A 25578-nucleotide genomic window follows, 5' to 3' on the forward strand; every position below is an offset into this window, starting at 1 on the left:
GTGCCATGACCGAGAGCTTCCACCGCAGTGGCGAGTACGAGAACCCTTACGAGGGTCAGCAGCAGGCCCCGGTGAACCCCGAGTGGCCGCCCCCGCCGGCGTACGCCCCGGCACATGCTCCGCATCAGAAGAAGCGCGCCCGTGGCCCGTTCGCCCTGATCGCCGCCGTGGCGATCGTCGCGGCGGCGATAGGCGGCGGCACCGCCTACGGCATCCAGGAACTGACCGGCAACGACACCGTCGCCTCCAGCTCCACCAGCACCAACGTGGTCCCCTCCAGCCAGAAGGGCACGGTCGCCGGGGTCGCGAAGGCGGTCAGCCCGAGCATCGTCGAGATCAGCGCCGACTCCAACGCCGGGTCCTCCACCGGCTCCGGCGTCATCATCACGAGCAACGGCGAGATCGTCACCAACAACCACGTCGTCTCCGGCGCCTCGCAGATCAAGGCGACCACCAGCGACGGCAAGTCGTACACCGCCAAGGTCGTCGGCACCGACAGCAAGAAGGACCTGGCGCTGATCAAGCTGGAGAACGCCTCCGGCCTGAAGGCGGCCACGCTCGGCGACTCGGCCGGGATCCAGGTCGGCGACCAGGTCGTGGCGATCGGCTCCCCCGAAGGGCTGTCCGGCACCGTCACCAGCGGCATCATCTCGGCCCTCGACCGTGACGTCACCGTCCCGACCGAGCAGGGCCAGGGCCAGGGCCAGGGCCAGCAGCAGTGGGGGCAGGGCCAGGGGCAGGGCGACCAGTGGCCGTTCGAGTTCGGCGGGCGCCAGTTCAACGGCGACACCGGGTCCGACACGACCACGTACAAGGCGCTCCAGACCGACGCGTCCCTCAACCCGGGCAACTCCGGCGGCGCGCTGATCGACATGAACGGCAACATCATCGGGATCAACTCCGCGATGTACTCGCCGACGAGCCAGGCCTCCTCGTCCTCCGACGCGGGCAGCGTCGGCCTGGGCTTCGCCATCCCGATCGACACCGTCAAGGCCGACCTGGCGAAGCTGCGGGCGGGTTCGACCGACTGAGTCCGAGCACCTGACAGTGAGGAGTACGGCGATGATCCAGCAGACGGTGCGCACGGAGCCGGGCGGGGACCCGGCGGCGGTGGGGCCGGCCCTGGCGGTGGCGTACGCCCTGCACGCGCCCGCCGGCCGGGCACCGGAGGTGCCGCCCAAGGCCCGCCGGCGCGGCGGCCGGGCCGCGCCGGCCCGACGCCGCGCGGTAGGGAGCCGACGCTCCTGACGGCACCGCCCGCCGACGTGCGACGCTGAGACCGTCAGAGCACCCCCGTCCCCCTTCACACCCGAGGACCCCCGACCCATGAGCCCCGCAGACGGCGACCGTGACCCGCAGCGCATCCTGATCGTCGACGACGAGCCGGCCGTACGCGAAGCGCTCCAGCGCAGCCTCGCCTTCGAGGGGTACGGGACCGAGGTCGCCGTCGACGGCGCGGACGCGCTGGACAAGGCGGCGGCCTACCGGCCCGACCTGGTCGTCCTCGACATCCAGATGCCGCGCATGGACGGTCTGACGGCGGCGCGCCGTATCCGCGCCACCGGCGACACCACGCCGATTTTGATGCTCACGGCCCGCGACACGGTCGGCGACCGGGTCACCGGTCTCGACGCGGGTGCCGACGACTACCTGGTCAAGCCGTTCGAACTCGACGAACTCTTCGCCCGCATCCGCGCGCTGCTGCGCCGCAGCACCTACGCGGCGGCCGTGGGCGCGGCCGGCCCGGCCGACGAGGACGCGCTCACCTTCGCCGACCTGCGCATGGACCTCTCGACGCGGGAGGTCACCCGGGGCGGGCGCCAGGTGGAGCTGACCCGTACGGAGTTCACCCTCCTGGAGATGTTCATGGCGCACCCGCGCCAGGTCCTCACCCGGGAGCAGATCCTCAAGGCCGTCTGGGGCTTCGACTTCGAGCCGTCGTCGAACTCCCTCGACGTGTACGTGATGTACCTGCGGCGCAAGACCGAGGCGGGCGGGGAGCCGCGCCTCGTGCACACGGTCCGGGGGGTCGGTTACGTGCTGCGGCAGGGCGGCGCGGAGTGAGTTCCCGGACGCACGTCGTACGGCGTTTCCGCTCCCTGCCGATCCGCTCCCGACTGGCCCTGCTGGTGGCCGCGGCGGTGGCGTTCGCGGTGGCGGCGGTGTCGGTGACGTGCTGGTTCATCGTGCAGGGGAAGTTGTACGACGAGATCGACAACGACCTGAAGTCATCGGTCGGCCCCTTGCGCCCGGGCGAGTTCCAGGCGCTCACCGGCGAATGCCGTCAGACGCCTTCCGACTCGCTGGGCATGGGGTCACGGCCCAAGACCTACGGGCAGCTGGTCCACGTCGACGGCAAGCTGTGTCTCTTCCCTACCTCCACGACCCGGGTGCGCGTCACCGACGACGACAAGGCCGTGGCCAGGGACCCCGACCCGAACCAGGGCCGCATCCGCGACGGCACGGACGACCACGGCAACAAGCTGCGCGTCCTGACGACGGCGGTCCCCATCAAGTACGACGATGACCTGCCCCCGGGCGTCGCAGCCGACTACTCCCTCGTCATCGCCCTGCCGCTGAAGGGGACGCAGTCCACGCTCAACGAACTGGCGCTGATCCTCCTGCTGGTCTCCGGCGTGGGAGTGCTCGGCGCCGGAGCCGCCGGCCTGGCCGTCGCCCGAGCCGGGCTGCGCCCCGTGGACAAGCTGACGGACGCCGTCGAGCACGTGGCTCGCACGGAGGACCTGAACATCCGCATCCCCGTGGAGGACGACAGCGAGGACGAGATCGCCCGGCTGTCCCGTTCCTTCAACGCCATGACCTCGGCCCTGGCCAGCTCCCGCGACCTCCAGCAGCAACTGATCGCGGACGCCGGCCATGAACTCCGTACGCCGCTCACGTCCCTCCGTACCAACATCGAACTCCTCACCCGCAGCGAGGAAACCGGCCGCCCCATCCCCGAGGCCGACCGCAAGGCACTGCTCGCGTCGGTGAAGGCGCAGATGACGGAGCTGGCCGCACTCATCGGCGACCTCCAGGAGCTGTCCCGCCCGGACACGGGCCAGCACTCGGGCCGGACGCAAATCGTCGCCTGGCAGGACACGGTCGAGTCGGCGCTGCGGCGAGCGCGGCTGCGTGGACCGGAACTGACGATCACGGCGGACGTGGAGCCCTGGTTCGTCCGCGCGGAACCCTCCGCCCTGGAACGGGCGGTGGTCAACATCCTGGACAACGCGGTGAAGTTCAGCCCGGAGGGCGGCCTGATCGAGGTCCGCCTGTCCGAGGGCGTCCTCACGGTCCGCGACCACGGCCCGGGCATCGACGCCGACGAACTCCCCTACGTCTTCGACCGCTTCTGGCGCTCCCCGGGGGCACGGGCCCTGCCTGGCTCGGGCCTGGGCCTGTCGATCGTGGCGCGGACGGTTCAGCAGGCGGGGGGCGAGGTGTCCCTCTCCCGGGCGGAGGGCGGCGGCACGGTGGCGACGGTACGACTGCCGGGGGCGGCTGTTCCACCGCCGGAGGATCCTCCTACTTCGTGACGTAGGTGAGGAACGATGCCCAGGGGCTGGCGCCGAACACGAGTGTGGGGCCGTCGAGGTGCTTGCTGTCGCGGACCGGAGCTGTGCCGGGGCAGTCGGCGGCAATCTCGAGGCAGTTGTTGTCTCCGCCGTCGCTGTAGCTGGACTTGCGCCAGACGACGGTGCTGAGGTCAGGGGTCCGCTTCATGATCTGAGCTCCTCCAGTACGTCCTTGATGAACGTCAGGGAGTCCGACGGTGACAGCGCCCGGTCCCGAAGCCGATCGTAGGACAAGCGGTGACGCATGACGTCGTCCGGACTGTCCATCAGCAGACCGCCGCTGTCCCCCTCCGTGTAGGCCACGGCGCTTCCGTCCTCCTGCCAGAGCAGGGTCAACGACCCCTTGCCCATCAGTTCGTGGACACCCACGGAAAACGGCAGCACTTGCACGACGACGTTGGGCCACTGTGCGACGGACCCGATGTGCTGCAACTGACCGGCCCAGGTCGCCCCGTCGGCCGCAGGGCGGCGTAACGCCAGCTCGTCGATGATGAAACGAACACTGGGTACCGGCATCTTGCTCAGCAGCAGTCGAGGCCGCTCAGCTCGCGTCCGCCGAGGCCGTGCTCGCCGGCGCCAGAGCCGTACTGCACGACCCCAAGGCCGGTGAACGGGCGGTGCGTTTCGCGTTGACGCGGGCCGTGGAGTCCCTGGGCGACGTGTTGCGGATCGCCGTCAGCCGCAGGGGCGACACCCGATAAAGAGGGACATGCCACCCGTCCAGCTGTCGATGTCCTGTCATACCCGTCAGTAGCGCGAACTCCTGCTCCTGTTCTGACATCTTCGTCGCCGTCACACATCCGCAAGCAGGAGTGAGCCCCCACATGCGTCTCATTCGCGTCTCAACTCTCAGGAAATGCGGCGCAGTTGCCGCAGCCACCGCCCTCGCCGTGACCGGTCTGCTGGCCGGCGCGGGGACCGCCTCGGCCGGGCCCGCCGGGGCGACCAACATCCGGGGTGTCGACCCCGGGGACACCGACCGGATGATCGAGCGGCTCTGCAGCCAGGAGACGAGCCTGACGGGCGTGTACGGCGCCCTGAACGTCGACACCGGTGAGTTCAAGACCCAGGACGAATACCTGCGGGACGTCTTCGGGCTGTGGAAGCCCGCCGGGCCGTGGGAGCTGTTCCGCGGCTGGTGCGGGTACGCCGAGGCCTCGACCTGGTCGATCAAGGGCGACACCGTCCGCACGTCCCGGTGGATCGGGAACAAGGGCTCCGCCGACGACAAGGAGACCTTCGTCAGCAGCTACAGCACCAAGACGTTCGCGAAGAAGAGCGTCGGCGGCTCCATCAGCCTCTCCCTCGCCAAGAGCATCTTCTCCGGCACCGTGGGCGGCAGCGCCGGGTACGAGTGGGGCTGGGAGAAGGAGTCCAGGTTCGAGACCCGGAGCGAGAAGACCATTCCGCCGTGCCGTCAGGTCGCCGTGACCTGGACGCCGTACCAGCGCGTGGTGCGCGTGAACCCCGTCTTCCACGTGGAGGACTACCAGTGGAACAAGGGCGACGGGGACCGGACCGTGCACAGCTGGCGTGACCGCGGGTACCAGACCATCTACTCGCACGGGTACTACATCGACGGCATCTCCGACAAGATCCTGCCCAACGGTCAGCCCGACGGCCGTGAGGACAAGGTCGAGGAGAAGCTCGACCCCAACTCCTGTACCGAGTAAGCCGGCCGGCCCGGCAACCTTTCCGTGTGGGGCGGCGACTGATCAGCGGTCATTCCCCCACACGGAACGGATCGCCGTATGAGTGAGCCGCGCAGCAAGGCCCAGCACCGTCGTCGCAGAAGCCGCACCGCCCTGGCGGTCGGGGTCCCTCTGGCCCTGACCGCCGCCGGTACCTTCGCCTACGGCACCGACCTCGGCATCCTGGGCAGCAGTGTCCGGCAGGCCTCCGCCGCCGCCCCCGCCTGGGCCGCCGACACCGCCGACGGGTTCGCCTCCGTCAACTCCATGGGCCAGAACGGGACGTACGGCGGCCGGGGCGGAAAGACCGTCACGGTGAAGACGCTCGCCGATCTGGAGAAGTACGCGACCGCTGCCGAGCCCTACGTCATCGTCGTCGCCGGAACCATCACGATGAATCCGGTCGGCAAAGAGATCAAGGTCAAGTCCGACAAGACCATCGTGGGGCAGGGGACCACCGGGCACATCGTCGGCGGCGGGTTCTTCCTCGGCCAGGGCGTGCACAACGTGATCATCCGGAACCTGACCATCCGGGACGCGTACCAGGGGATCTGGAACGACAAGGATCACGACTTCGACGCGATCCAGATGGACGGCGCCCATCACGTGTGGATCGACCACAACGATCTGCGGCACATGGCCGACGGGCTCATCGACGTCCGCAAGGACTCGACGAACGTCACCGTCTCCTGGAACAGGCTGAGCGACAACAACAAGACCTTCGGCATCGGCTGGACCGAGAACGTCAAGACCGACATCACGATCCACCACAACTGGATCCGCGAGACCGAGCAGCGCAACCCGTCCACCGACAACGCCGCCCACGCGCACCTCTACAACAACTTCCTGGAGGACGCCCCGGGCACCGCCATCAAGTCGTCGTACGGGAACTACTCGCGCGGCGGCACGAAGATGGTCCTGGAGAACTCCCTCTTCAAGGGCGTCAACAACCCCGTCATCAAGGACAGCGGCGCCGCCGTGGTCCAGCGCGGCAACTCCTTCTCCGGCACCAGCGGGCGCAACGAGAGCGGCGGGAGCGCCTTCGACCCGAAGACGTACTACCCCTACACCCTCGACAAGGCGACCGACCTCCCGGCGGTCCTCAAGGCCGGTGCCGGCCCCCGCGCCTCCATCGGTACGACCGCCGCCACCGCCAAGGCCGCGGCCGCCACCACCCTCACCGTCGCCCAGGACGGCAGCGGCCAGTACCGCACCGTGCAGGCCGCCGTGAACGCCGTACCGGCGAACAACCCCTCGCGTGTCGTGATCGCCGTGAAGCCGGGGACGTACCGGGAACTGGTGAAGGTGCCCTCCAACAAGCCGCACGTCACCATCCGGGGCACCGGCAGCAGCCGCAAGGACACGACGATCGTCTACAACAACGCCTCGGGAACTCCCAAGCCGGGCGGTGGTACCTACGGCACCGGCGGCAGCGCGACCGTCGCCGTCGAGGCCGACGACTTCCAGGCACGCAACCTGACCATCTCCAACGACTTCGACGAGAAGGCCAACCAGTCCCTGAACGGGCATCAGGCCGTCGCGCTGCGGACCGCCGCCGACAAGGTGTTCCTGGACGGGATCATCGTCAGCGGGGACCAGGACACGCTGCTGCTCGACACCGCGTCGAAGGACCGCCTCGGCCGGGTCTACGTCAGCAACTCCTACGTGATCGGCAACGTCGACTTCATCTTCGGCCGGGCCACGGCCGTCGTCGACAAGTCCGTCATCACGCTGAAGAAGCGCTGGAACGGCACCTCGGCCGGGTACATCACCGCACCGAGCACCGCGGCGAACCGCAAGGGCATCCTGATCGCCAACTCCACGGTGAACGGCGATGTGTCGGCCGGCACCTTCTACCTCGGACGGCCCTGGCACGCGGGCGGGGACGCGTCCCTCGATCCGCAGACGACCGTCCGCAACACCAACCTCAGCGCCGCGATCAAGTCCACGCCGTGGACCGACATGAGCGGCTTCTCGTGGAAGGACGACCGGTTCGCCGAGTACGGCAACTACGGCGCCGGTGCGGGCCCGGCGAGCACCAATCGCCCTCACCTGAGCGACGCGCAGGCCGCGAACCAGGAGGTCGGGGACTGGCTCGCGGGCTGGACGCCTTCGGCGTCCTGAACGGCTCCCTTCCGGGTCCGGCTGACGAGCGGCGCCGGACCCGGAAGGGCCACCACCTTCCGGGTGCTTACTGCCTCCAGGCGTAGTGCAGCCGGTCCAGGCCGCTCTGGTTGTTCACCGTCAGGCTGAGGTTCGTGCCCGTGCCCTGGAGCGTGGTGAGGGAGTAGGTGTCACCGTTGCGCAGGCCGGGCCAGTAGACCGAGCCGAGGCCCAGCTCCCGGATGGTGTCGGTCGCGGCCTGGATGTAGGCGATCTCGTTGGAGGTGCCCACCGGGCCGTTGTAGTCCAGGCCGGTGGTCATCGAGGCACCGAACTCGTCGAGGATCGTGCGGGAGGCGCAGTCGCCGATGCGGCTCTTGAAGTCGGCCTTCCACTGGTCGACGCTGGTCCAGTCGGTGTGCCAGAAGCCGTAGTTGTGCAGGGCCAGGCGCGTGCCCTTCAGACGCGGGTCGGCGCAGACCGGCTTGACGTCCTCGCTGTACTTGTACCCGCCGATCAGGATCCGGTCGCGGGGTATGAAGCGATGGGTGCTCACCCACTTCGCCGCGATGTCCGTCCACTCCTGTGCGGTGTAGCCGAACGGCTCGTTCATCGGCTCGAAGTACACCTTGGAGTTGCCGGCGTAGGCGGAGGTGATGCGCGCCCACATCCGGCCCCAGGAGGCCTGGTCGTCGATCTTGCCGTCCTTGGCGTTGTCGGCCTCCCAGTAGCCCAGGATGACCTTGAAGCCCTTGGCGGTGGCGGCGTCGATCGCGCCCCGGTACGACTTCCAGAACGGGCCGTTCACCGAGGTCGGGTTGACCGGGAGGCGGACGGTGTTGGCGCCGAGCTTGGAGAACCCGCCGATGATCGCCTTGGACTTGGCGTAGGTGGTGGCGTAGCCGTCGGAGGTGGACAGGCCCGAGGGCACGACCGCGTCGTCGGCGAAGTTGTCGCGCGGGTCGGCCCAGTTGACGCCCTTGAAGTCGCTGACGGGCGGCGGAGTGGCGGGACGGTGGGCGGGAGAGGCGGCGGCGGGGGAGGCGAGCGCTCCACCGAATGCCGTGACGCAGGCGAGCAGGGCCCCCAGGCCGGCTGTCCCCCGGTGAGTCTTTCGTGACACGACGTCCCCTTCTGAGCAGTTGCGTTTCGCGAGAACCCGCGCACAGATCGGCGGCTCGTTGGCTCCCGCAAACTAGAAGAGAGATCGAACAGAGGTCAACACACCAGCACACCAAATTTCATCAAGAACGCAGCTACGACCCCACCGTGAGCCCCGAGCCCGACAGCCGCACCCGGATGCCGTCCTCCTCCACCCGTACGTCCTCCAGCTTCACGTCCCCCTGCTCCGGCTTCGGCAGTTCGAACGCCAGGGCCAGCCGGTCGGCCAGGACCGGGCGGGTCAGGCCCGACAACTCGCCGAGGAGGTCGGGGTCGAGGCCCAGGCGCTTGAGCACCTCGGGGTTGTTCAGGGCGAGGTCGATGAGGTTCAGGCGTTCGGCCTGGCGGGCGAAGCGCGGGGATCCCGTCAGCTCGGCGAGCCTGCCGTCGTCGGCCAGGGCCTGGTTCACGGTCGCCTCGGGCACGCCCATGCGCTGCACGATGGCCGGGACCGACAGCAGCGCCTTGGCCTTCTGGGTCTCCCGGGCCAGGTCGGCGGAGGCCTGGGGCGTCAGGTGCAGGCCTTCCGAGGCGCGCTTGCCGGGGCGGTAGGTGGCCAGGTTCCCGATGTCCAGGCGCATGCCGCCGATCTCCGTGGCGATGCCCCGCTCCCCCTGCCGCTGGATCCGGGCCTCGGCCCGCAGCTTCAGGTTGTGCCCGGCGACCGGCAGGGTGCCGCGCGCCCGCACCCGGTCCCGGCCCACGCCGGTGAACGTCACCTGAGATGCGCCGAGTTCGCGGTTGAGGTCCTCGAAGGACAGCATGACGTCCCCGTCGAAGCGGGGGACGTCGGCGCCGCGCACGGACGTCAGGCCGTCGGCGTTGAGCCGCACGTCGTGGGCCGTGGCCGACACCTTCGCGAGCGAGATCCGGTCCGCCGCGACGTCCGGGACGGTCACCTTCACCGACTCCAGCCGCTTGTCGGCGAGCTGGGTGAGGAAGGGGAAGCCGCCGATCTCCACCTCGGGCGCGGCGGCCAGGTCCAGGCGGTCCTTGAGGGTGTCCGCGGCCCGGTGCTCGGCATACAGCACGGCCCAGCGGTCGCCGAGGGCGGCGAACGAGGCGAGGACGGCCAGGCCGACGACCGCCTTCACGGCGAGCGGCAGTCCGGCGAAACGATTCTTTCGACGTCGGCCGCCGCGGCGGTGGTCGGGCGGCGACCACTGAGGCTCCGGCACGTGCCGTTGCTCGGCGTCCTCGCCGAGGAAGTCCTCCAGAGGGGTCGCCTCCAGAGGCCCGTCGTCGAGTGCGCCGAGTTCCTCGTAGGGGTTGCGGGGCTGCTCGGAGCGGTCGTCGGGATGGTGCGTGTCCATGCGGTGGGGGGTGCGCATCGTCTCATCCGACCATGCGCACCGCCCCGCCCCGCAACTCGAACCCCCGGTATGCGACTTACTTCACGATCGTGATGCGGTCCGCCTTCGGCGGCGCGATCGGGTTCGCGGCCGAGGAGTTGGCCGTCAGGTACTGCTCCAGCGCGGCCAGGTCGTCGGAGCCGACGACGTCGTTCGTGCCCTGGCCGAGGGTCGGGAAGCCGTCGCCGCCGCCCGCGAGGAAGCTGTTCGTCGCGACACGGTAGGTGGCCGCCGGGTCGATGGCCGAGCCGTTCAGCCTGATGCTGTCCGTGACCACCCGGTCGGTACCGGACTGGGTGAGGTCCAGCGTGTAGGTCAGGCCGGACGAGACCTGGAGGACCTTGGGGGCCGCCGCGTTCGGGCCGGACACCTGCTCCTTGAGCACCTGGATCAGCTGCGCGCCCGTGAAGTCCTGGAGGTTCACGGTGTTGGCGAACGGCTGGACGGTGAAGCCCTCGGCGTAGGTGACGACACCGTCGCCCTCACCGGCCTTGGCCGCGTAGGTCAGCGGCGCCCGGATACCGCCCGGGTTCATCAGCGCCAGGTCCGTCTCCGGGTCGAGCTGCTTGCCGTGGGCGAGCTGGGCGTCGGCGATGAGGTCCCCGAGCGGGGACTCGGTGCCGGTGTTGCCGATGTCGCCGGAGATGTAGCCGATCGGCTTGTTGCCGATGGGCGCGGCCAGCGTGTTCCACTTGCTGATCAGCTCGGTCATGTCGGGCGCCTTGGGGACGTCCCGGGTGACCACGCGGTTCGCGGACTTCACCGCCGTACGGGCGATGTCGCCGGTCTTGCGGTCGTAGGTCAGCGTGGTGTCGGTGTAGAGGCGGCCGAAGGACGCGGCCGAGGTGACCATGCGGGGCTTGCCCGCCGGGTCGGCGATGCTGCACACATACGCGTTGTGGGTGTGGCCGGTGACCAGCGCGTCCACCTGCGGCGTGACGTTCTTGGCGATGTCGACGATCGGGCCGGAGATGCCGTCGCCCGCACCCGGGGAGTCACAGTCGTAGTTGTACGACGTCGACGCCGGGAAGCCGCCCTCGTGGATGAGCGCGACGATCGACTTCACGCCCTGCTTCTGGAGCACCTTGGCGTACTTGTTGATCGTCTCGGTCTCGTCCTTGAAGGACAGGCCCTTGACGCCCTCGGCGGAGACGATGTCCGGGGTGCCCTCCAGGGTCACTCCGATGAAACCGACCTTGACGCCGTTCTTCTTCCACACCCAGTAGGGCTTGAGAATCGGCTTCTTCGTCTTCTCGTCGAGGACGTTGGCGGCCAGGTAGGGGAAGTCGGCGCCCTTGAACCTCTTGTCCGTGTAGCAGCCGTCCTTCGGGTGGCAGCCGCCGTTCTGCAGGCGGGCCAGTTCCTTCGCGCCCTCGTCGAACTCGTGGTTGCCGACCGAGGTGACGTCGAGGTCGAGCTTGTTCAGCGCCTCGATGGTCGGCTCGTCGTGGAACAGGCCGGAGATCAGCGGGGAGGCGCCGACCATGTCGCCGCCGGCGGCCGTGATGGAGTACTTCTCACCCTTGCGGGCCTGGCGCAGGTGCGTGGCGAGGTACTCGACACCACCGGCGTCGATGGTCTTCGTCGTGCCGTCGTGCTGGTGCTCGGTGACCCGGCCGGACGAGCCCGCCGGCGGCTCCAGGTTGCCGTGCAGGTCGTTGAAGGACAGCAGCTGCACGTCCTGGTAGCGGCCGGGCCAGTGCCCGTGCCCGCCCTTGCGGTGGTTCTCCCCGGCGGTCGCCGGACCCGGCAACGCCGCTGCGGCCAGCGCGCCGACGGTGACGACACCGGCGGCGAGAGCGACGAAACGGTTCGTACGACGTCTCCGGCGCTCCGGATGCGCCGGTGAAGTGGCTGGCATACGCCCCCCTGTGGGTCTGCTGGGACAGTGATGTCGTCCGGCGCAGCCTAGAGTCAACGCGCGTAGCGCGACAGGCCTTTCCGGGTTACGACCTGGTTGCTTCTTTGCCGCCGTTTTGCCGGTGGTGCCCCGTACCCTCGTACGCATGACCAGCGACGACACCGTACGGCCAGGCCACCCCCGCTCGATCGAGACCCTTGCCGCGCTCTCCGCGGAGCAGACCGAGGCCGTGCTCGGGCTGCTCGACGAGGCGGCCCGGACCGACGGGCAGCAGGCGGTGTCCGAACAGGGCCGGTTGCAGCTGCGTGGCGGGGAGCGGGCGGGCGTGGCCCATCTCCTGCTCACCGCCGGCGGGGAACTTGTCGGCTATGCCCAGCTGGAGGACACGGACCCGGTGGAGCCGCCGGCCGCCGAGCTGGTGGTGCATCCCGGGCATCGCGGGCACGGGCACGGACGGGCGCTCGGGTCCGCGCTGCTGGCCGCGTCCGGCAAGCGACTGCGGGTGTGGGCGCACGGCGGGCACTCCGCCGCCCGGCACCTCGCGCAGGTCCTCGGGCTCACCCTGTTCCGTGAACTGCGCCAGATGCGACGGCCGTTGGCCGACTTCGACGCGCCCGAGCCGGTGCTTCCCGACGGTGTCACCGTGCGGACCTTCGAGCCCGGCCGGGACGACGCGGCCTGGCTCGCGGTGAACGCCGCCGCCTTCGCCCACCACCCCGAGCAGGGCTCCCTCACCCAGCGCGACCTCGACGACCGCAAGGCCGAGCCGTGGTTCGACCCCGCGGGGTTCTTCCTCGCCTTCCGCGGCGACGAACTCGTGGGCTTCCACTGGACCAAGGTGCACGCCGAGGAGGGCCTGGGCGAGGTGTACGTCCTCGGTGTGGGGCCGGGCGCGCAGGGCGGCGGCCTCGGCAAGTCCCTGACCACGATCGGGCTGCGGCATCTGGCGGGGCAGGGGCTGCCGACGGCGATGCTGTACGTCGACGCCGACAACAAGGCGGCGGTGTCCGTGTACGAGCGGCTGGGGTTCACCACGCACGAGGTGGACCTCATGTACCGGACCGAGACCTGAGTCATGGTCCCGGTGCGTGATCTGCGCGTCCGCCCCGCCGCCGAGGCCGACCTGGCCGCCCTCGTGCGCCTGCGCGACGACGCCGCCCGCTGGATGCTGGCCCGTGGTGTCACCGGGCAGTGGCGGCCGGGTGAGCTGGACGAGGACCACTTCCGCCGGGCCATGACGCACGGCGAGGTCTGGCTCGCCGAGGCCGGCGGGCGTCTCGCCGGTGCCTGGGAGCTGTGGTGGGAGGACGAGGACGCCTGGGGCCCGCAGCCGCCCGTGGCCGGGTACGTGCACCGGCTGATGGTGGACCGGACCGCCACCGCGCCCGGGACGGGCCGGCTGCTGCTGGACGCCGCCGAGCGCCAGGTGGCCGGGGCGGGACGCACCCGGGTGCGCCTGGACTGTCTCGCGGGCAACGCGCAGCTCAACGCCTACTACCTCGACGCCGGTTACCGCGTCGTGGGACACAAGGCGGGCAAGCCGCAGCCCGGCGGGACGCCCAAGTCCTTCACGCTGATGGAGAAACAGCTCGGGTAGGCGGCACCCGGGCAGGCGGCGGCTCCGCCCAGGACGGCCGCCAGGTCGCGCCCTGCGGCGGTCGCGGCCGGGTCGCCACCAGGTAGTCGCGCAGGGCCGTCAGGCCGGGGTGCGGGTTGTCCGTGCGCCACAGCAGTGAGTGCGGGTAGACCGGGACCGGGTCCACGAGCGGGACGAGCCGCAGGTCGTGGCCGGCCGGCCAGACGTGCGGGGTGCGTTCGCTGAGGAAGGTCGCCACGGTCGGGGAACCGGCGATCGTGTCGAGGAGCGCCTCCAGGCCGAAGTTGGGCCCGATGGTGTCGATGGCCGGCCCGAAGGCCGCGGCCAGTTCCTCGTAGTAGGCGTGCCATTCGGTCCCCGGAACGTTGCCCGGCATCCAGATCCGGTGTCCGGCGAGCTGCGCGGTCGTCACCCGGTCGGCCCGGGCGAACGGGTGGCCGGGGCCGACGCACAGCCGCAGCGGCTCATCGAGAACCGGGGTGGCCGCGATGCCGTCGGGGAGCCGCTGCCCGGGCATGGTGACGGCCCGGAAGGTGGCGTCGACGGCCCCGTCCCGCAGGGCCGTCACGGCCGTCTCGACGTCGAACAGCGTGACGACGTCCAGCGCGGTCTCCGGGTGCGCCCGGTGGAAGTGCTGCACCAGTCCGCCGGGGGCGGCCCTGCGTCCCACGACGTCCACCCGCAGCGCCCGGTCCCCGGGCCGGACGGCGGCCGTCGCCCGCTCCTCGGCCCGGAGCAGGACCCGGGCGTGCGGCAGCAGGGCCTGCCCGTCGATGGTGAGTTCCGCCCCGCGCGGCGTACGGACCAGCAGCCGTACCCCGAGGTCCTTCTCCAGCGCGGCGATCCGCTTGGACACGGCCTGCTGGGTGAGGGCCAGGTCCACGGCGGCCTTCTGGAACTGCCCGGAGTCGGCGATCGCGACGAAGGCCCGTACGGCTTTGAGGTCCACGAGGGGCAGCGTAGCCGCACAACGGGTGGTTGTCGGAGAGACCTGCGAACGTTGACCTTGGAGCCGGTACGCCCTCCTTGCACAACCACTCGACGTACCAGGGGGTGTCCGCAGCGTCGCGTCCTTCGCCCGGAGGGCGGGCGTCGCGGGGCAGGCGGGACGTTGCGGAGACCCCCTAGAACCGGACCCGTCGCCGCACCGGCTCCACCGCGCACACCACGCCGAGGACCACGGCCCCGGCCAGCACCACGCCCCACCGGTCGTGTGCCGCGGCCCACCGCTCGTCCTCCACCGGCACGAACAGGGCCCAGCGGCCGGGCCAGAACAGCATGGCCAGGACGGCCGTGGCCAACAGGCCGCTCGCGGCCGGCAGTCCGGGCCGGGTGACCTCGCTGAAGCGCACCGCGGCCGCCGCGCCGGTCACCGCCAGGACGAAGGCGGCCCCGGCCTCCAGCGTGATGTCGCCGACCGGAGGCCGCACGCCCGGCGGCACGAGCAGCAGGGCCACCGTCCACCAGGCCGCCGCGGCCGGGACGGCCAGGGCGACGCGCAGGGCGACACGGACCGGGCGCGGCGTCGGCACGGCGGCCGTGCTGTGCCGGGCCGGGTCGTCCAGGAGGAAGGCCAGGCCCACCGCGAAGGCGAGGATCGCGGCCCGCAGCAGGGACAGGGAGAGCCGTTCCGCCGTCTCGCCGGTCCGGGCCAGCGCGGCGAGCAGCAGTCCCGCCGCCCCGGCCGCGCCGACCGTGCCCCACGGCACCGTCCGGTGGACGGGGAGCACCAGCTGCCGGGTCATGAGAGGCACTTGTCCTCCCCCTCGGGCGCGGGCAGGCCCAGCAGCCCGGCCGCCCGGGCCGCGGTGATCTTCGGTGCGGTGAGTTCGTCCCACCGGTCCTTGACCCGTGCGCCGGCCTCGGCGCGGGGCAGGTCGAGCAGCGCGCGCAGCACCTCGGTCTGGGCCTCGGTCATGTACAGCCCGTTCGTGGGCTGGAGCACGGAGTCGGAGCCGGTGACGGTGTCGTTGAGGCGAACCCTGCGCAGCGCGTCGAGCGGGTCGGACTCCCAGCCCACGGCCAGCCACATGAGGGGCACGATGCGGCCGTCGCAGATCGAGGTGGCGGCCTCCTCGTCGCCCGCGATGAGCACACCGGCCACGGCGGCCGAGAACTCGGGGACGCGGTTGCCGCCCCACTGGGTGCCCACCGTCACCTCGTGCGGGCGCTTCAGGGAGTCCAGAGCGGCGTCACCGGAGAGGCCGTAGCGCGCATCGACCCGCTGCCGTACGACGACGTCCTGGTCATGGGCGCTGCCGCCGGCCAAGGAGCGGACCCGGTCCACCACCGCGGCCCAGTCCCCGACCCGTGGCCCCCACTCGGGGAACGCGCAGTAGGTGGATCCGTCCCGTCGGACACAGGAGTGCACCTGCTCGGGGTGCACGGTGGCGCGCTCGCGCGCCTTGACCAGCTCGGGGGAGTCGCCCGCCGACTGGGCCACTCCGCCCACCAGCGTCAGGGCCAGCGTCCCGGCGACACCGGCGAACACGGCCGGTTTGCGGCCACCGGCGGCCAGGACCGCCGCCAGGCCCAGGAACAGGGCCAGTCCGGCGAGGTACAGGGCGTGCCAGGCGGCCGGCCGGCCCATCAGGTCCGACGGCAGGGTGTTGGAGGTCGGCTCCTCGACTGCCGGCAGCAGCCACCTCGCCCCGTAGTCCATGCCCGAGAAGAAGAGGAACAGGAACAGGAACAGCACCACCAGCAGCGGCGCGGCGAGAACGGACCGCACCAGCCCTGCCATGAGCAGCCCGGCCAGTCCGAACAGCAGGACCGTCAGCGGGCCGACGAGCAGTTCGCCCACCGAGCCCTGCCCGATCGCCCCGGGGCGCAGCGCCTCCCGGCCGAACTGCCCGGCCACGCACAGGGCGGTGACCAGGGCCGCGGCCGCGACCGACAGGGCGTGGGCGACCGTACGGCACCAGTGCGGGAGCAACAGCACCGTGAAATACCGCTCCGTGCCGTGCCGTCGGGAGCGCAGCGCGGCCTGGTTGACGGACAGCAGGACCGCGAGGCCGACGAGCATCGGCGCGCCCTGGGTGGCCCGGTCGGCGTCCTGGAGGGCCGGGTAGTCACCCCAGGCCTTGCCGGCACGCCACACGGTCCAGCCGAGGTACACGCTGAACGCGAGGAGTACCGGAATCCGGGTCAGCAGCCGGCGGGACTCGAACAGGGTCAGGGCGAGCACGGCCTTGAAGGACCCGCCGAGCTCGTTCCGCATCCCGGACGCGACCGGCTTCTCCACGACCGTGGTCACGCCGCCACCTCCGCTCCGGCGACGTCGAGCGTGAGCAGGTAGCCGTCCTCCAGGGTGGGTTCGAGGAGATCGGCCCCGGCCGGCGGATCGCCGACGTTCCGGAAGGAGCCGGTGCCCGTGCGCCACCCGGCCTTCGCGCCGGGGTCCCGCTCGGTGCTGCTCCACACGCGCCCCGTGGCCCGGGCGGTCAGCTCGGCCGGAGTGCCCTCGAACCGTACCCCGCCACCGGCCATGACGATCACGCGGTGGCAGAGCATCGCCACGTCCTCCGTCTGGTGGGTGGACAGCAGCACCGTCCGCCCCTCCCCCGCTCCGGCGATCAACTCCCGGAACCGCATGCGCTGTTCGGGGTCCAGGCCAACGGTCGGCTCGTCGAGGACCAGGAATCCGGGGTCCCCGACCAGGGCGGCTCCGAGGGCGACGCGCTGCCGCATCCCGCCGGACAGCTTGCGGATGCGCTTGCCCCGCACGTCCGCCAGGCCGACCTCGTCGAGCACCCGCCGCACCTCCCGGTGCCGGACGCCCCGGTCGGTCATCTCCTTCAGGATCGCCACGTAGTCGACGAACTCGAAGGCGGTGAAGTCCGGATGGAAGCCCGGGGTCTGCGGCAGATAGCCCAGCCGCCGCCGCACCTCCTGCCGGCCGCGGGCGGTGGCCGGGTCGTGCCCGAGCACGGTGAAGGCGCCCCGGTCGGCGGGCAGGGCCGTGGCGAGCACCCGCAACAGCGTGGTCTTGCCGGCGCCGTTGGGGCCGAGCAGCCCGGTCACGCCGGCGGTCAGGCGCAGCGACACGTCGTCGAGGGCCCGGGTACCGCCGTAGCGGAGGCTCAGCCCGGAGGCGGACACGGTCGGGGTCATACGGCACGTCCCTGGAAGAGGTCGAATCGGTCACGGAGCAGGAAGAGCAGCCCGGCGGCGAGCGCGGTGACCACCGCCGCCACGCCCTGCCCGGCCGCGGTGAACGGCGCGAGCGGCACGTCCGCCCCCGCCCGCAGTACGTCCGCCGTCAGCAGCAGCCCGGCCCACGCCCCGCCCACCAGGGACGGCGCGAGCACCGGCCCCAGCCGGGGCATCAGCGCGAGCCCGGTCGTCGTCAGCGCCAGCCCGGGCAGCAGCCAGGCCAGCGCCCGCAGCCCGTAAGAGGGCAGGGCCAGGGTCGCCAGCCCGTTCAGCGCGAGCACGACGGCGAGCACGGCCACCGTCCGGATCATCAGCAGCCGGAAGCCGTGCATCGGGGCGACGACGGCCATCTCGTACGTCGGGTCCAGCGCGGGCCCGTACGACAGCGCCACGCCCGCCAGCGGCAACAGCGGCGCCAGGGCCAGGAACAGCGTTGGGAACTCCCCGGTGTGCACGGAGTGCCCGGCGGCCACGCTCAGGAGCAGCACGACGACCACGGCCCCGAGCCAGGACCGCCGCAGCACCGGGGTCGCCGCCAGCATCCGCGCGGTGTGCCCGGCCACGCCGATCCGCACGAGCAGCTTCTCCAGCGGCCCCGTCCGGGGCGCGTCCAGCTCGGCGTCGAGCCGGTCCCACCCGGCGTCGAGGGCGACCGGGTCGCTGACCTCGGCCAGTGCCCCGCGGCACCGGGCGCAGGAGGTCAGATGCGCGTCGGCGGACCAGAGCGCGGGAGCCGCCAGCTCCCCTCGGACGTAGGCCCGCAGGTCTTCTTCCGGCACGTGCCAGCTCATGCCAACGCCTCCCGCAGCTGCTTCCGGGCCCGCATCGCCCGTGTCTTGACCGTCCCGGGCGGTATCCCGAGCAGTACCGCCGCCTCACGGGTGGTCAGCCCGTCGATGACGGTCGCCTGCAGCACCGCCCGCAGCTCCGGCGACAGCCGGACCAGCGCTCCGGCGAGGTCCCCGTGCTCCACCCCCGCGAGCACGCGTTCCTCCGCCGACACCTCGTCACGGTGCCGCAGCCGCGCCAGGGCCTGCCGCAGCCGCCCCCGCGCCCCGTCGCCGCGCAGCGCGTCCACCAGCCGCCGCGACGCGATGCGCCACAGCCACCCGGCCGCGTCCGCGGAACCGGCCTCCTCACGGTGGCGGGCCTTGCCCCGCCACACCGCGAGGAACGTCTCCTGCACGACGTCGTCGACGACCCCGAGGTCGGCGCACCGCCCCCGCAACCGGGCCCGGAGCCAGGGCGCGTAGCGCCGGTACAGCTCCTCGAAGGCACGCCGGTCGGCGTCCGCGGCTATCGCCCGCAGCAGCTCCCCGTCGCTTCTCGTATCGCTCACGTCTCCTCATCGGACGGCCCGGCCCGAACGGTTCACGAAAGCACGCTTGACTTTGCCGACCCGCTCCACCACCCTTTCACTACTCAATTAGTGAAAGGGTGGTTCAAGCAGTGGTCGAGTACCGCATCGACCGGCGCAGCGGCGTGGCCACCTACGTCCAGATCGTCCAGCAGACCAAACAGGCCCTGCGTCTGGGCCTGCTGGAGCCGGGCGACAAGCTCCCCACGGCCCGCGAGGTCGTGGAGGCCACCGCCATCAACCCCAACACGGTCCTCAAGGCCTACCGGGAGCTGGAGCGCGAGGGCCTGGTCGAGGCCCGCCGCGGACTCGGCACCTTCGTCCGCAGGTCCCTGGGCGCCGCCCCCGCCGACTCCCCCCTCCGCGCGGAGCTGGACGCCTGGGCGGCCCGGGCCCGCGCGGCCGGTCTGGAGCACGACGACGTGGCCGCCCTCTTCACTTCCGTACTCGACGCGCACTTCGCAGACTCCAAGGGGGACGCATGACCGACACCGCCATCGAGGCGGCGGCACTGGGCAGGAGGTTCGGGCGCCGCCGCAGGCCGGCCCTGGACGGCTGCTCCTTCCGGATACCGACGGGCCGCGTGTGCGCCGTCGTCGGCCCGAACGGCGCCGGCAAGTCCACCCTGCTCGCGCTGGCGGCCGGGCTGCTGCGGCCCACCGACGGCTCGGTCACCGTGCTCGGCCGGGCCCCGGCGGCATCCCGCGAGCGCCTCGCCTACGTCGCGCAGAACAAGCCCCTGCACCCCCAGCTCACCGTCACCGGCACCCTGCGCCTGGGCCGCGACCTCAACCCGCGCCGCTGGGACGCCGGGGTCGCCGAGCGGATCGTCGCGGAGGGCGACCTCGACCCGGGTGCGAGGATCCGCTCCCTCTCCGGCGGCCAGCGCACCCGCGTGGCGCTCGCCCTGGCTCTCGGCAAGCGCCCTGAACTGCTGCTGCTGGACGAGCCGATGGCCGACCTCGATCCCCTCGCGCGGCACCAGCTGATGGCCACGCTCATGGCCGACGCCGCCGACCGCGGCACCACGGTTGTCATGTCCTCGCACGTGGTGGCGGAGCTGGAGGGCTCCTGCGACCACCTGCTGCTGCTCGGCGGCGGCCGCGTCCGGCTCGCCGGGCCGCTGGAGGACGTGCTCGCCGCCCACACCCTGGTCACCGGCCGGGCGGGCGACTCCCTCGACCCGCACACCGTGGTCGAGTCCCGCACCACCGGCCGCCAGCTGACCGCCCTGGTCCGGCCCGCGGGCCCCCTCGGCGACGGGGTCCAGGGCGACCAACCCTCCCTGGAGGAAGTCGTCCTGGCCCACCTGCGCTCCCCCGACGCCCCGCCGCTCCTGCTCGACGCGCGGGAGGCCGCCGTATGAGCGCCGCGACCATCGGGGCACCCACCGCCGTCCGGCGGTTCCCGGAGCCGCGCGGCCTGTTCCTGGCCCTGCTGCGGGTGCACCGCTCCGCCCTGCTGTTCTGGCTGGGACTGGTGGTGGTGGCCGCCGGGGCGCTGCTGTGGGCGCTCGGTCCGGGAGCGGACAACGCCTGGGCGGAGTACCGGGCGTCGGGCTGCGGCGGGGACAGCCCCCACCTCGGCTGTGACCTCCCCGGGCCCGCGCACGGCCGCTACGAGACGGTCGTGGCGTGCGCCTCCGGGCTCCTCGCCGTCCTGCCGGTGCTCACCGGAGCCTGGGCGGGCGGCGCCCTCATCGGCCGCGAGCTGGAGAGCGGGACCGCCGACTTCGCCTGGACCCAGTCGGTCACCCCGGCCCGCTGGCTCGCCGCCAAGCTCGCCGTCCCCGCCCTGCTGCTCGTGACGGGCACGCTCGCGATCACCCTGCTGCACCGGGCGCTGTGGGCGTCCGACAGCCACCTGACCCGCTCCCTGGGCTGGCGCGAATGGCACGACGACAGCGTCTTCGAGGCGAACGGCACCCTCGCCACCGCCCACCCCCTGGCCGCCCTCGCCCTCGGCGTCCTGGCCGGCCTGGTGGTGCGCCGGGCGCTGCCCGCCCTCGCCGCCGCGGCCCTGGCCGTCATGGCGCTGATCTACGTGCTCGACGAGGTGCGCCCGCACCTGTGGCCGGTGCCCCCCGGGACACCGGCCCTGATGCACGAGCACCCGGCCTCCCACTTCTGGCCCCTCCAGCTCGTGGAGACCGGCATCCTCCTGGCCGTCGCCGCCCTGGCGACCGCCGCCTCGTTCACCCTGCTGCGCCGCCGCACGGGAGCGGCCGTATGACCGCCCTGAGCACGGCGCCGGCACCCGCGGGCCGTCCCGGCGGCCTGGTCCGTACGGTCGCCCGGACGCACCGCACGGCCCTCGCCCTGGCCCTCCTGGTCCTGGCCACCGCGACGGCCGCGCTGATCTGGCTGCACTCCCTCGGGGACGAGGCCCGGGCGGGCAACAGCGCCTGCGCCACGCCCCCGACCGACGGGCTGCCGTCCTGCGCGGCCGTCGAGGCGATCACCGTCGACGAGACGTACGCGAGCGGCCTCGCGATGATCGCCACGGTGCTGTCCTGGGTGATGTTCCCGGTGGCGGCCTGGGCGGGCGGCGCCCTGACCGGGCGCGAGCTGGAGAGCGGCACCGCGCAGCTGGCCTGGACCCAGTCGGTCACCCCGGCCCGCTGGCTCGCCGCCAAGCTCGCCGTCCCCGCCGCGCTGCTCACCGCCGGCACGGGCCTGCTCGTCCCGGTGAACATCTGGGCGCGCGGGGACCGCGATCCCGACCTGGCCGGCGACTGGTACTACCCGGACGTGTTCGTGTCGACCGGCCCGGTGGCCGTGGCCTACGCCCTGGCCGGTCTCGCCCTCGGGGCCCTGGCCGGACTGGTGTGGCGCCGGGCCCTGCCCGCCGCGGGAGTGGCCCTCGCGGCCTCCCTCCTCCTGCACAACCTCCTGGAACGGCACCGCGAGGACCTCTGGCCGCCCGTCACCCGCACCGAGGCCGGCAGCTTCGAACTGCCCCGCTCGGCCCTCCAGGTCGCCTGGGCCGACTCCCCCGTGAACGGCGTCCCGATCACCCGCGCGACCTTCCACCCCGAGTCCCACTTCTGGCCCCTGCAGTACGTCGAGACCGGCCTGCTCCTGGCCGTGGCGGCCACCGCGACGGCCGCCGCCTTCGTCCTGCTGGCCCGCCGCCTCCCCTGAACCCGGTCCGCGCGTCCTTCCACGGGGGGATGGACGCGCGGACCGCCCTCGCGAACCCCTCGCGGGCCGCCCCCCGCTATCCCGCACGTCATGTCTCCGTAACCATTGATTCAGACGAGCTTGCGAAGCTCGGCCAATGAATCCCGCTGTGCCAGAGCCTTCCCCGCCCCGCGAGGGGCACGAGGGAAACGGGAGCACTCATGTGACACCCCCGCTCCCGCCCGCGCTGTCCGACGCGCCCGTGATGCTCGCGGCGCGGAAGAATGGGTCCATGAGCCAGCCGAACACCCAGGCACAGGTCCAGCACGCGCAGCCCTCCGTGGGCTCCATCGCGGCGCACCGCCCGCACACGGTGGCGGCCGTCGTCTCCGATCTGGAACCGGACATCGACGCCGACCTCGACGCCTACGAGGAATCGCCGTACGACGGGCCCGAGCTGCCGCAGGGGCGTTTCCTCGACCGGGAGCGCAGTTGGCTCGCGTTCAACGAGCGCGTGCTCGAACTCGCCGAGGACCCGAACACGCCCCTGCTGGAGCGGGCCAACTTCCTCGCGATCTTCGCCAGCAACCTGGACGAGTTCTTCATGGTCCGGGTGGCCGGTCTGAAGCGCCGCATCGCCACCGGCGTGGCCACCCGCTCCGCCTCCGGCCTCCAGCCCCGCGAGGTGCTGGAGATGATCTGGGCCCGCTCCCGTGAGCTGATGGCCCGGCACGCCGCCTGCTACCACGAGGACGTCGCCCCCGCACTCGCGGAGGAGGGCATCCACCTGGTCCGCTGGAACGAGCTGCAGGAGAAGGAACAGGCCCGCCTGTTCACCCTGTTCCGGCACCAGATCTTCCCCGTGCTGACCCCGCTGGCGGTCGACCCGGCGCACCCCTTCCCGTACATCTCCGGCCTGTCGCTGAACCTGGCCGTCGTCGTGCGCAACCCGGTCACGGGCCACAAGCACTTCGCCCGCGTGAAGGTGCCGCCGCTGCTGTCCCGCTTCCTGGAGAGCTCCCCGGGCCGCTACGTCCCCATCGAGGACGTCATCGCCGCCCACCTGGAGGAGCTGTTCCCGGGCATGGAGGTCCTGGAGCACCACGCCTTCCGCCTCACCCGCAACGAGGACCTGGAGGTCGAGGAGGACGACGCCGAGAACCTCCTCCAGGCCCTGGAGAAGGAACTCATGCGGCGCCGCTTCGGCCCGCCGGTGCGCCTGGAGGTCGAGGAGTCCATCGACCGCGAGGTCCTGGACCTGCTGGTGCGCGAGCTGAAGATCAGCGAGGCTGAGGTCTACCCGCTGCCCGGGCCGCTGGACCTGACGGGCCTGTTCCGGATCGCCTCCCTGGACCGGCCGGAGCTGAAGTACCGCAAGTTCGTCGCCGGCACCCACCGCGACCTCGCCGAGGTCGAGTCGGCGTCCGCGCCGGACGTCTTCGCCGCCCTGCGCGAGCGGGACGTGCTGCTGCACCACCCGTACGACTCGTTCTCCACCTCCGTCCAGGCCTTCCTGGAACAGGCGGCCGGCGACCCGGACGTCCTCGCCATCAAGCAGACCCTGTACCGGACGTCGGGCGACTCCCCGATAGTCGACGCGCTCATCGAGGCCGCCGAGACCGGCAAGCAGGTGCTGGTCCTGGTCGAGATCAAGGCCCGCTTCGACGAGCACGCCAACATCAAGTGGGCCCGCAAGCTGGAGGAGGCCGGCTGCCACGTGGTCTACGGCCTGGTCGGCCTGAAGACCCACTGCAAGCTGTCGCTGGTGGTCCGCCAGGAGGGCGAGACGCTCCGCCGCTACAGCCACGTCGGCACCGGCAACTACCACCCGAAGACGGCCCGCCTCTACGAGGACCTCGGCCTGCTCACGGCGGACCCGCAGGTCGGCGCGGACCTCTCGGACCTCTTCAACCGCCTGTCCGGCTACTCGCGCCGGGAGACCTACCGCCGGCTGCTCGTGGCGCCCAAGTCGCTGCGCGACGGCCTGGTCTCGCGGATCACCAAGGAAGTCCAGCACCACCGCGCGGGCCGGCCCGCGTACGTCCGCATCAAGGTCAACTCGCTGGTCGACGAGGCCATCATCGACGCCTGCTACCGCGCGGCCCAGGCGGGCGTGCCGGTGGACATCTGGGTGCGCGGCATCTGCGCGGTGCGCCCGGGCGTCGCGGGCCTGTCGGAGAACATCCGGGTCCGATCGATCCTCGGCCGTTTCCTGGAGCACTCCCGGGTGTTCGCCTTCGGCAACGGCGGCGAGCCCGAGGTGTGGTTCGGCAGCGCCGACATGATGCACCGCAACCTCGACCGCCGGATAGAGGCCCTCGTCCGGGTCACCGACCCGGCCCACCGGGCGGCCCTGAACCGGCTGCTGGAGACCGGCATGTCCGACTCCACCGCCTCCTGGCACCTCGGCCCGGACGGCGACTGGACCCGGCATGCGACCGACGCGGACGGACAGCCCCTGCGCAACGTCCAGGAGATGCTCATAGACGCCCGGAGGCGCCGGCGTGGCACAGCAACACCTTGACCCGACGGATCCCCGGTCCAGGCACGCCGGGCCCGTCCCCACCGGTGACGCCCTCGCGGGTTATCTGCGGGCCCAGGCCACGGAGTTCCTCCGGGCACTGCGCCTGCACCGGGAGACGGGGTCGGGGGCGAACGGCTCGGAGGCGTCCGCCGAGGCGGCCCGTGCCCTGCGCCGCTCGGCCCGCCGCATCAGCGCCAGCCTGCACACCTTCCAGTCCCTCCTCGACTCGGAGTGGTGCGAGGCGATGCGCCCCGAACTGGCGTGGGTCTCGGGGACACTGGCGATGGAGCACGCGTACACGGCACGCCTGGAACGTCTGCTGGCGGCCCTGCACCGCCTGTCGGGCTCGGCGGCTTTCCCGGCCCAGACGGGTGCGCGGGCAGCGGCGGCATCACTGCCCAAGGCCGGTGCGCCCGCCCAGGAACGCGGCAACCTGACGGTGGGGGCGGCCAAGGCGGGTGCCCTGCTCGACCGGCAGCTGACGCTCGCCCGCACCCGGGCCCACTCCACGGCTCTGCAGGCCCTGGGCAGCAGCCGCTTCCACGCCGTCGCGGACAAGGTCGCGGTACTGGCGAGCGAGGTCCCGCTCGCCAGGACCGCCGGCACCACCGACCTGCGCCCCCTCTCCACCGCGGCCCAGGACCGTCTCGCCGACGCCGTGACCGCGCTGCCCCTCGTCGTCGCGGGGCACCCGTACAACGCCGCGGCCCTCGTCCACGGCCTGTCCCCGGACACCGTCCCGCACCCGCAGGACGCCCCGTGGCACCAGGTCCGCCTGCTGCTGCGCCTGCACCGCTACGCCCGCGAGGCCGTCAGCGGCCCCAAGGGCAACGCCGTGGTCGACCTGCGGCTGCTCGCCGCCGGCCAGGCCCTGAACCGGCACCGCGACGCCTCGGAGGCCTCGGCGGCGGCGGCCCAGGCGGCCCGCACCCCGCGCATCGCCCCGGCCACGGCCTACGCCCTCGGCGTGCTCCACGCCGACCAGCGGCACGAGGTGGAGGCGGCGCGTTTCGCGTTCCAGCAGGCCTGGCAGAAGGAGACCGTCGGCGCGTCATGACCGGGCCCGGCACCAGGAGG

General features: G+C 72.1%; 25 protein-coding genes. 14 read left to right on the forward strand and 11 right to left on the reverse strand.

Annotation, left to right across the window (positions count from 1 at the left end; translation table 11 throughout):
- Window positions 1-5: 5 nt before the first annotated feature.
- The 4 genes from A4E84_RS18625 (at window position 6) to A4E84_RS18640 (ending at window position 3539) form a co-directional block, all read left to right on the forward strand.
- Complete coding sequence (locus tag A4E84_RS18625) at window positions 6-1031, forward strand: S1C family serine protease (protein WP_062927673.1); 1026 nt, start codon at window positions 6-8, stop codon at window positions 1029-1031.
- Between the two features lie 31 nt (window positions 1032-1062).
- Window positions 1063-1248: a hypothetical protein gene (locus A4E84_RS18630; protein WP_062927674.1), complete on the forward strand. Its 186-nt coding sequence runs from the start codon at window positions 1063-1065 to the stop codon at window positions 1246-1248.
- Window positions 1249-1326: 78 nt separating this feature from the next.
- Window positions 1327-2064 (forward strand): response regulator transcription factor, encoded by a 738-nt coding sequence (locus A4E84_RS18635; RefSeq protein ID WP_062927675.1) that lies wholly within the window; start codon window positions 1327-1329, stop codon window positions 2062-2064.
- Entirely contained in the window at window positions 2061-3539 is a 1479-nt protein-coding gene (locus tag A4E84_RS18640) for a sensor histidine kinase (RefSeq protein WP_062927676.1), read from the forward strand. The genes A4E84_RS18635 and A4E84_RS18640 overlap by 4 nt, the downstream gene beginning before the upstream one ends.
- Here the strand turns inward: A4E84_RS18640 and A4E84_RS18645 are convergent.
- Window positions 3529-3726 carry a DUF397 domain-containing protein gene (locus tag A4E84_RS18645; RefSeq protein ID WP_062927677.1) on the reverse strand — a complete coding sequence of 66 codons (198 nt, stop codon included), beginning with the start codon at window positions 3724-3726 and terminating at the stop codon, window positions 3529-3531. The genes A4E84_RS18640 and A4E84_RS18645 overlap by 11 nt on opposite strands.
- Window positions 3723-4094, reverse strand: coding sequence for a DUF5753 domain-containing protein (locus A4E84_RS18650; protein WP_220451707.1), 372 nt, complete (start codon window positions 4092-4094; stop codon window positions 3723-3725). The genes A4E84_RS18645 and A4E84_RS18650 overlap by 4 nt, the downstream gene beginning before the upstream one ends.
- 374 nt (window positions 4095-4468) lie before the next feature.
- Between A4E84_RS18650 and A4E84_RS18655 the strand changes: the two genes are divergently transcribed.
- Both A4E84_RS18655 and A4E84_RS18660 read left to right on the forward strand, forming a co-directional pair.
- A complete protein-coding gene (locus tag A4E84_RS18655) occupies window positions 4469-5251 on the forward strand; it encodes a hypothetical protein (protein ID WP_237304952.1) in 783 nt (260 codons plus the stop codon).
- A 78-nt stretch (window positions 5252-5329) separates the two neighbouring features.
- Window positions 5330-7393, forward strand: coding sequence for a pectinesterase family protein (locus A4E84_RS18660; RefSeq protein ID WP_062927679.1), 2064 nt, complete (start codon window positions 5330-5332; stop codon window positions 7391-7393).
- A 67-nt stretch (window positions 7394-7460) separates the two neighbouring features.
- Here A4E84_RS18660 and A4E84_RS18665 read toward each other — a convergent pair whose 3' ends face one another.
- The 3 genes from A4E84_RS18665 to A4E84_RS18675 form a co-directional block, all read right to left on the reverse strand.
- Window positions 7461-8495: a glycoside hydrolase family 5 protein gene (locus A4E84_RS18665; protein ID WP_062927680.1), complete on the reverse strand. Its 1035-nt coding sequence runs from the start codon at window positions 8493-8495 to the stop codon at window positions 7461-7463.
- 133 nt (window positions 8496-8628) lie between these two features.
- The gene (locus A4E84_RS18670) at window positions 8629-9864 is read right to left on the reverse strand and encodes an LmeA family phospholipid-binding protein (protein WP_062927681.1); all 1236 of its coding nucleotides are present in this window, start codon (window positions 9862-9864) and stop codon (window positions 8629-8631) included.
- A gap of 58 nt (window positions 9865-9922) precedes the next feature.
- Complete coding sequence (locus A4E84_RS18675) at window positions 9923-11746, reverse strand: bifunctional metallophosphatase/5'-nucleotidase (protein WP_062927682.1); 1824 nt, start codon at window positions 11744-11746, stop codon at window positions 9923-9925.
- Window positions 11747-11891: 145 nt separating this feature from the next.
- Between A4E84_RS18675 and mshD the strand changes: the two genes are divergently transcribed.
- Both mshD and A4E84_RS18685 read left to right on the forward strand, forming a co-directional pair.
- A complete protein-coding gene (mshD, locus tag A4E84_RS18680; RefSeq protein WP_062927683.1) occupies window positions 11892-12818 on the forward strand; it encodes a mycothiol synthase in 927 nt (308 codons plus the stop codon).
- Between the two features lie 3 nt (window positions 12819-12821).
- Window positions 12822-13343 carry a GNAT family N-acetyltransferase gene (locus A4E84_RS18685; protein WP_062927684.1) on the forward strand — a complete coding sequence of 174 codons (522 nt, stop codon included), beginning with the start codon at window positions 12822-12824 and terminating at the stop codon, window positions 13341-13343.
- On the opposite strand, the gene A4E84_RS18690 is transcribed toward A4E84_RS18685, so the two are convergent.
- From A4E84_RS18690 to A4E84_RS18715, 6 genes are all read right to left on the reverse strand, one after another.
- Window positions 13315-14292: a LysR family transcriptional regulator gene (locus A4E84_RS18690; RefSeq protein ID WP_062927685.1), complete on the reverse strand. Its 978-nt coding sequence runs from the start codon at window positions 14290-14292 to the stop codon at window positions 13315-13317. The genes A4E84_RS18685 and A4E84_RS18690 overlap by 29 nt on opposite strands.
- 175 nt (window positions 14293-14467) lie before the next feature.
- Window positions 14468-15088, reverse strand: a complete 621-nt coding sequence (locus A4E84_RS18695; protein ID WP_062927686.1) for a hypothetical protein — start codon at window positions 15086-15088, stop codon at window positions 14468-14470.
- Window positions 15085-16599, reverse strand: a complete 1515-nt coding sequence (locus tag A4E84_RS18700) for a hypothetical protein (RefSeq protein ID WP_062927687.1) — start codon at window positions 16597-16599, stop codon at window positions 15085-15087. The genes A4E84_RS18695 and A4E84_RS18700 overlap by 4 nt, the downstream gene beginning before the upstream one ends.
- Window positions 16596-17456: an ABC transporter ATP-binding protein gene (locus A4E84_RS18705; RefSeq protein ID WP_062927688.1), complete on the reverse strand. Its 861-nt coding sequence runs from the start codon at window positions 17454-17456 to the stop codon at window positions 16596-16598. Before A4E84_RS18705 ends, A4E84_RS18700 begins: the two co-directional genes overlap by 4 nt.
- Window positions 17453-18289 (reverse strand): cupin domain-containing protein, encoded by an 837-nt coding sequence (locus tag A4E84_RS18710; RefSeq protein WP_062927689.1) that lies wholly within the window; start codon window positions 18287-18289, stop codon window positions 17453-17455. The genes A4E84_RS18705 and A4E84_RS18710 overlap by 4 nt, the downstream gene beginning before the upstream one ends.
- Window positions 18286-18837: an RNA polymerase sigma factor gene (locus A4E84_RS18715; RefSeq protein WP_062927690.1), complete on the reverse strand. Its 552-nt coding sequence runs from the start codon at window positions 18835-18837 to the stop codon at window positions 18286-18288. Before A4E84_RS18715 ends, A4E84_RS18710 begins: the two co-directional genes overlap by 4 nt.
- A 110-nt stretch (window positions 18838-18947) precedes the next feature.
- Here A4E84_RS18715 and A4E84_RS18720 point away from each other — a divergent pair, with 110 nt between their 5' ends.
- From A4E84_RS18720 to A4E84_RS18745, 6 genes are all read left to right on the forward strand, one after another.
- On the forward strand, window positions 18948-19340 hold the full coding sequence (locus A4E84_RS18720; protein ID WP_062927691.1) for a GntR family transcriptional regulator: 393 nt from the start codon (window positions 18948-18950) through the stop codon (window positions 19338-19340).
- Entirely contained in the window at window positions 19337-20221 is an 885-nt protein-coding gene (locus A4E84_RS18725) for an ABC transporter ATP-binding protein (RefSeq protein ID WP_062927692.1), read from the forward strand. Before A4E84_RS18720 ends, A4E84_RS18725 begins: the two co-directional genes overlap by 4 nt.
- On the forward strand, window positions 20218-21087 hold the full coding sequence (locus tag A4E84_RS18730; RefSeq protein ID WP_062927693.1) for a hypothetical protein: 870 nt from the start codon (window positions 20218-20220) through the stop codon (window positions 21085-21087). The genes A4E84_RS18725 and A4E84_RS18730 overlap by 4 nt, the downstream gene beginning before the upstream one ends.
- Entirely contained in the window at window positions 21084-21998 is a 915-nt protein-coding gene (locus A4E84_RS18735) for a hypothetical protein (protein ID WP_062927694.1), read from the forward strand. The genes A4E84_RS18730 and A4E84_RS18735 overlap by 4 nt, the downstream gene beginning before the upstream one ends.
- Window positions 21999-22269: 271 nt before the next feature.
- Entirely contained in the window at window positions 22270-24501 is a 2232-nt protein-coding gene (locus A4E84_RS18740) for an RNA degradosome polyphosphate kinase (RefSeq protein ID WP_062931511.1), read from the forward strand.
- Entirely contained in the window at window positions 24482-25558 is a 1077-nt protein-coding gene (locus A4E84_RS18745) for a CHAD domain-containing protein (RefSeq protein ID WP_062927695.1), read from the forward strand. Before A4E84_RS18740 ends, A4E84_RS18745 begins: the two co-directional genes overlap by 20 nt.
- Window positions 25559-25578: the final 20 nt, after the last annotated feature.

Origin of the sequence: Streptomyces qaidamensis (genome assembly GCF_001611795.1) — a bacterium.
Lineage (GTDB): Bacteria > Actinomycetota > Actinomycetes > Streptomycetales > Streptomycetaceae > Streptomyces > Streptomyces qaidamensis.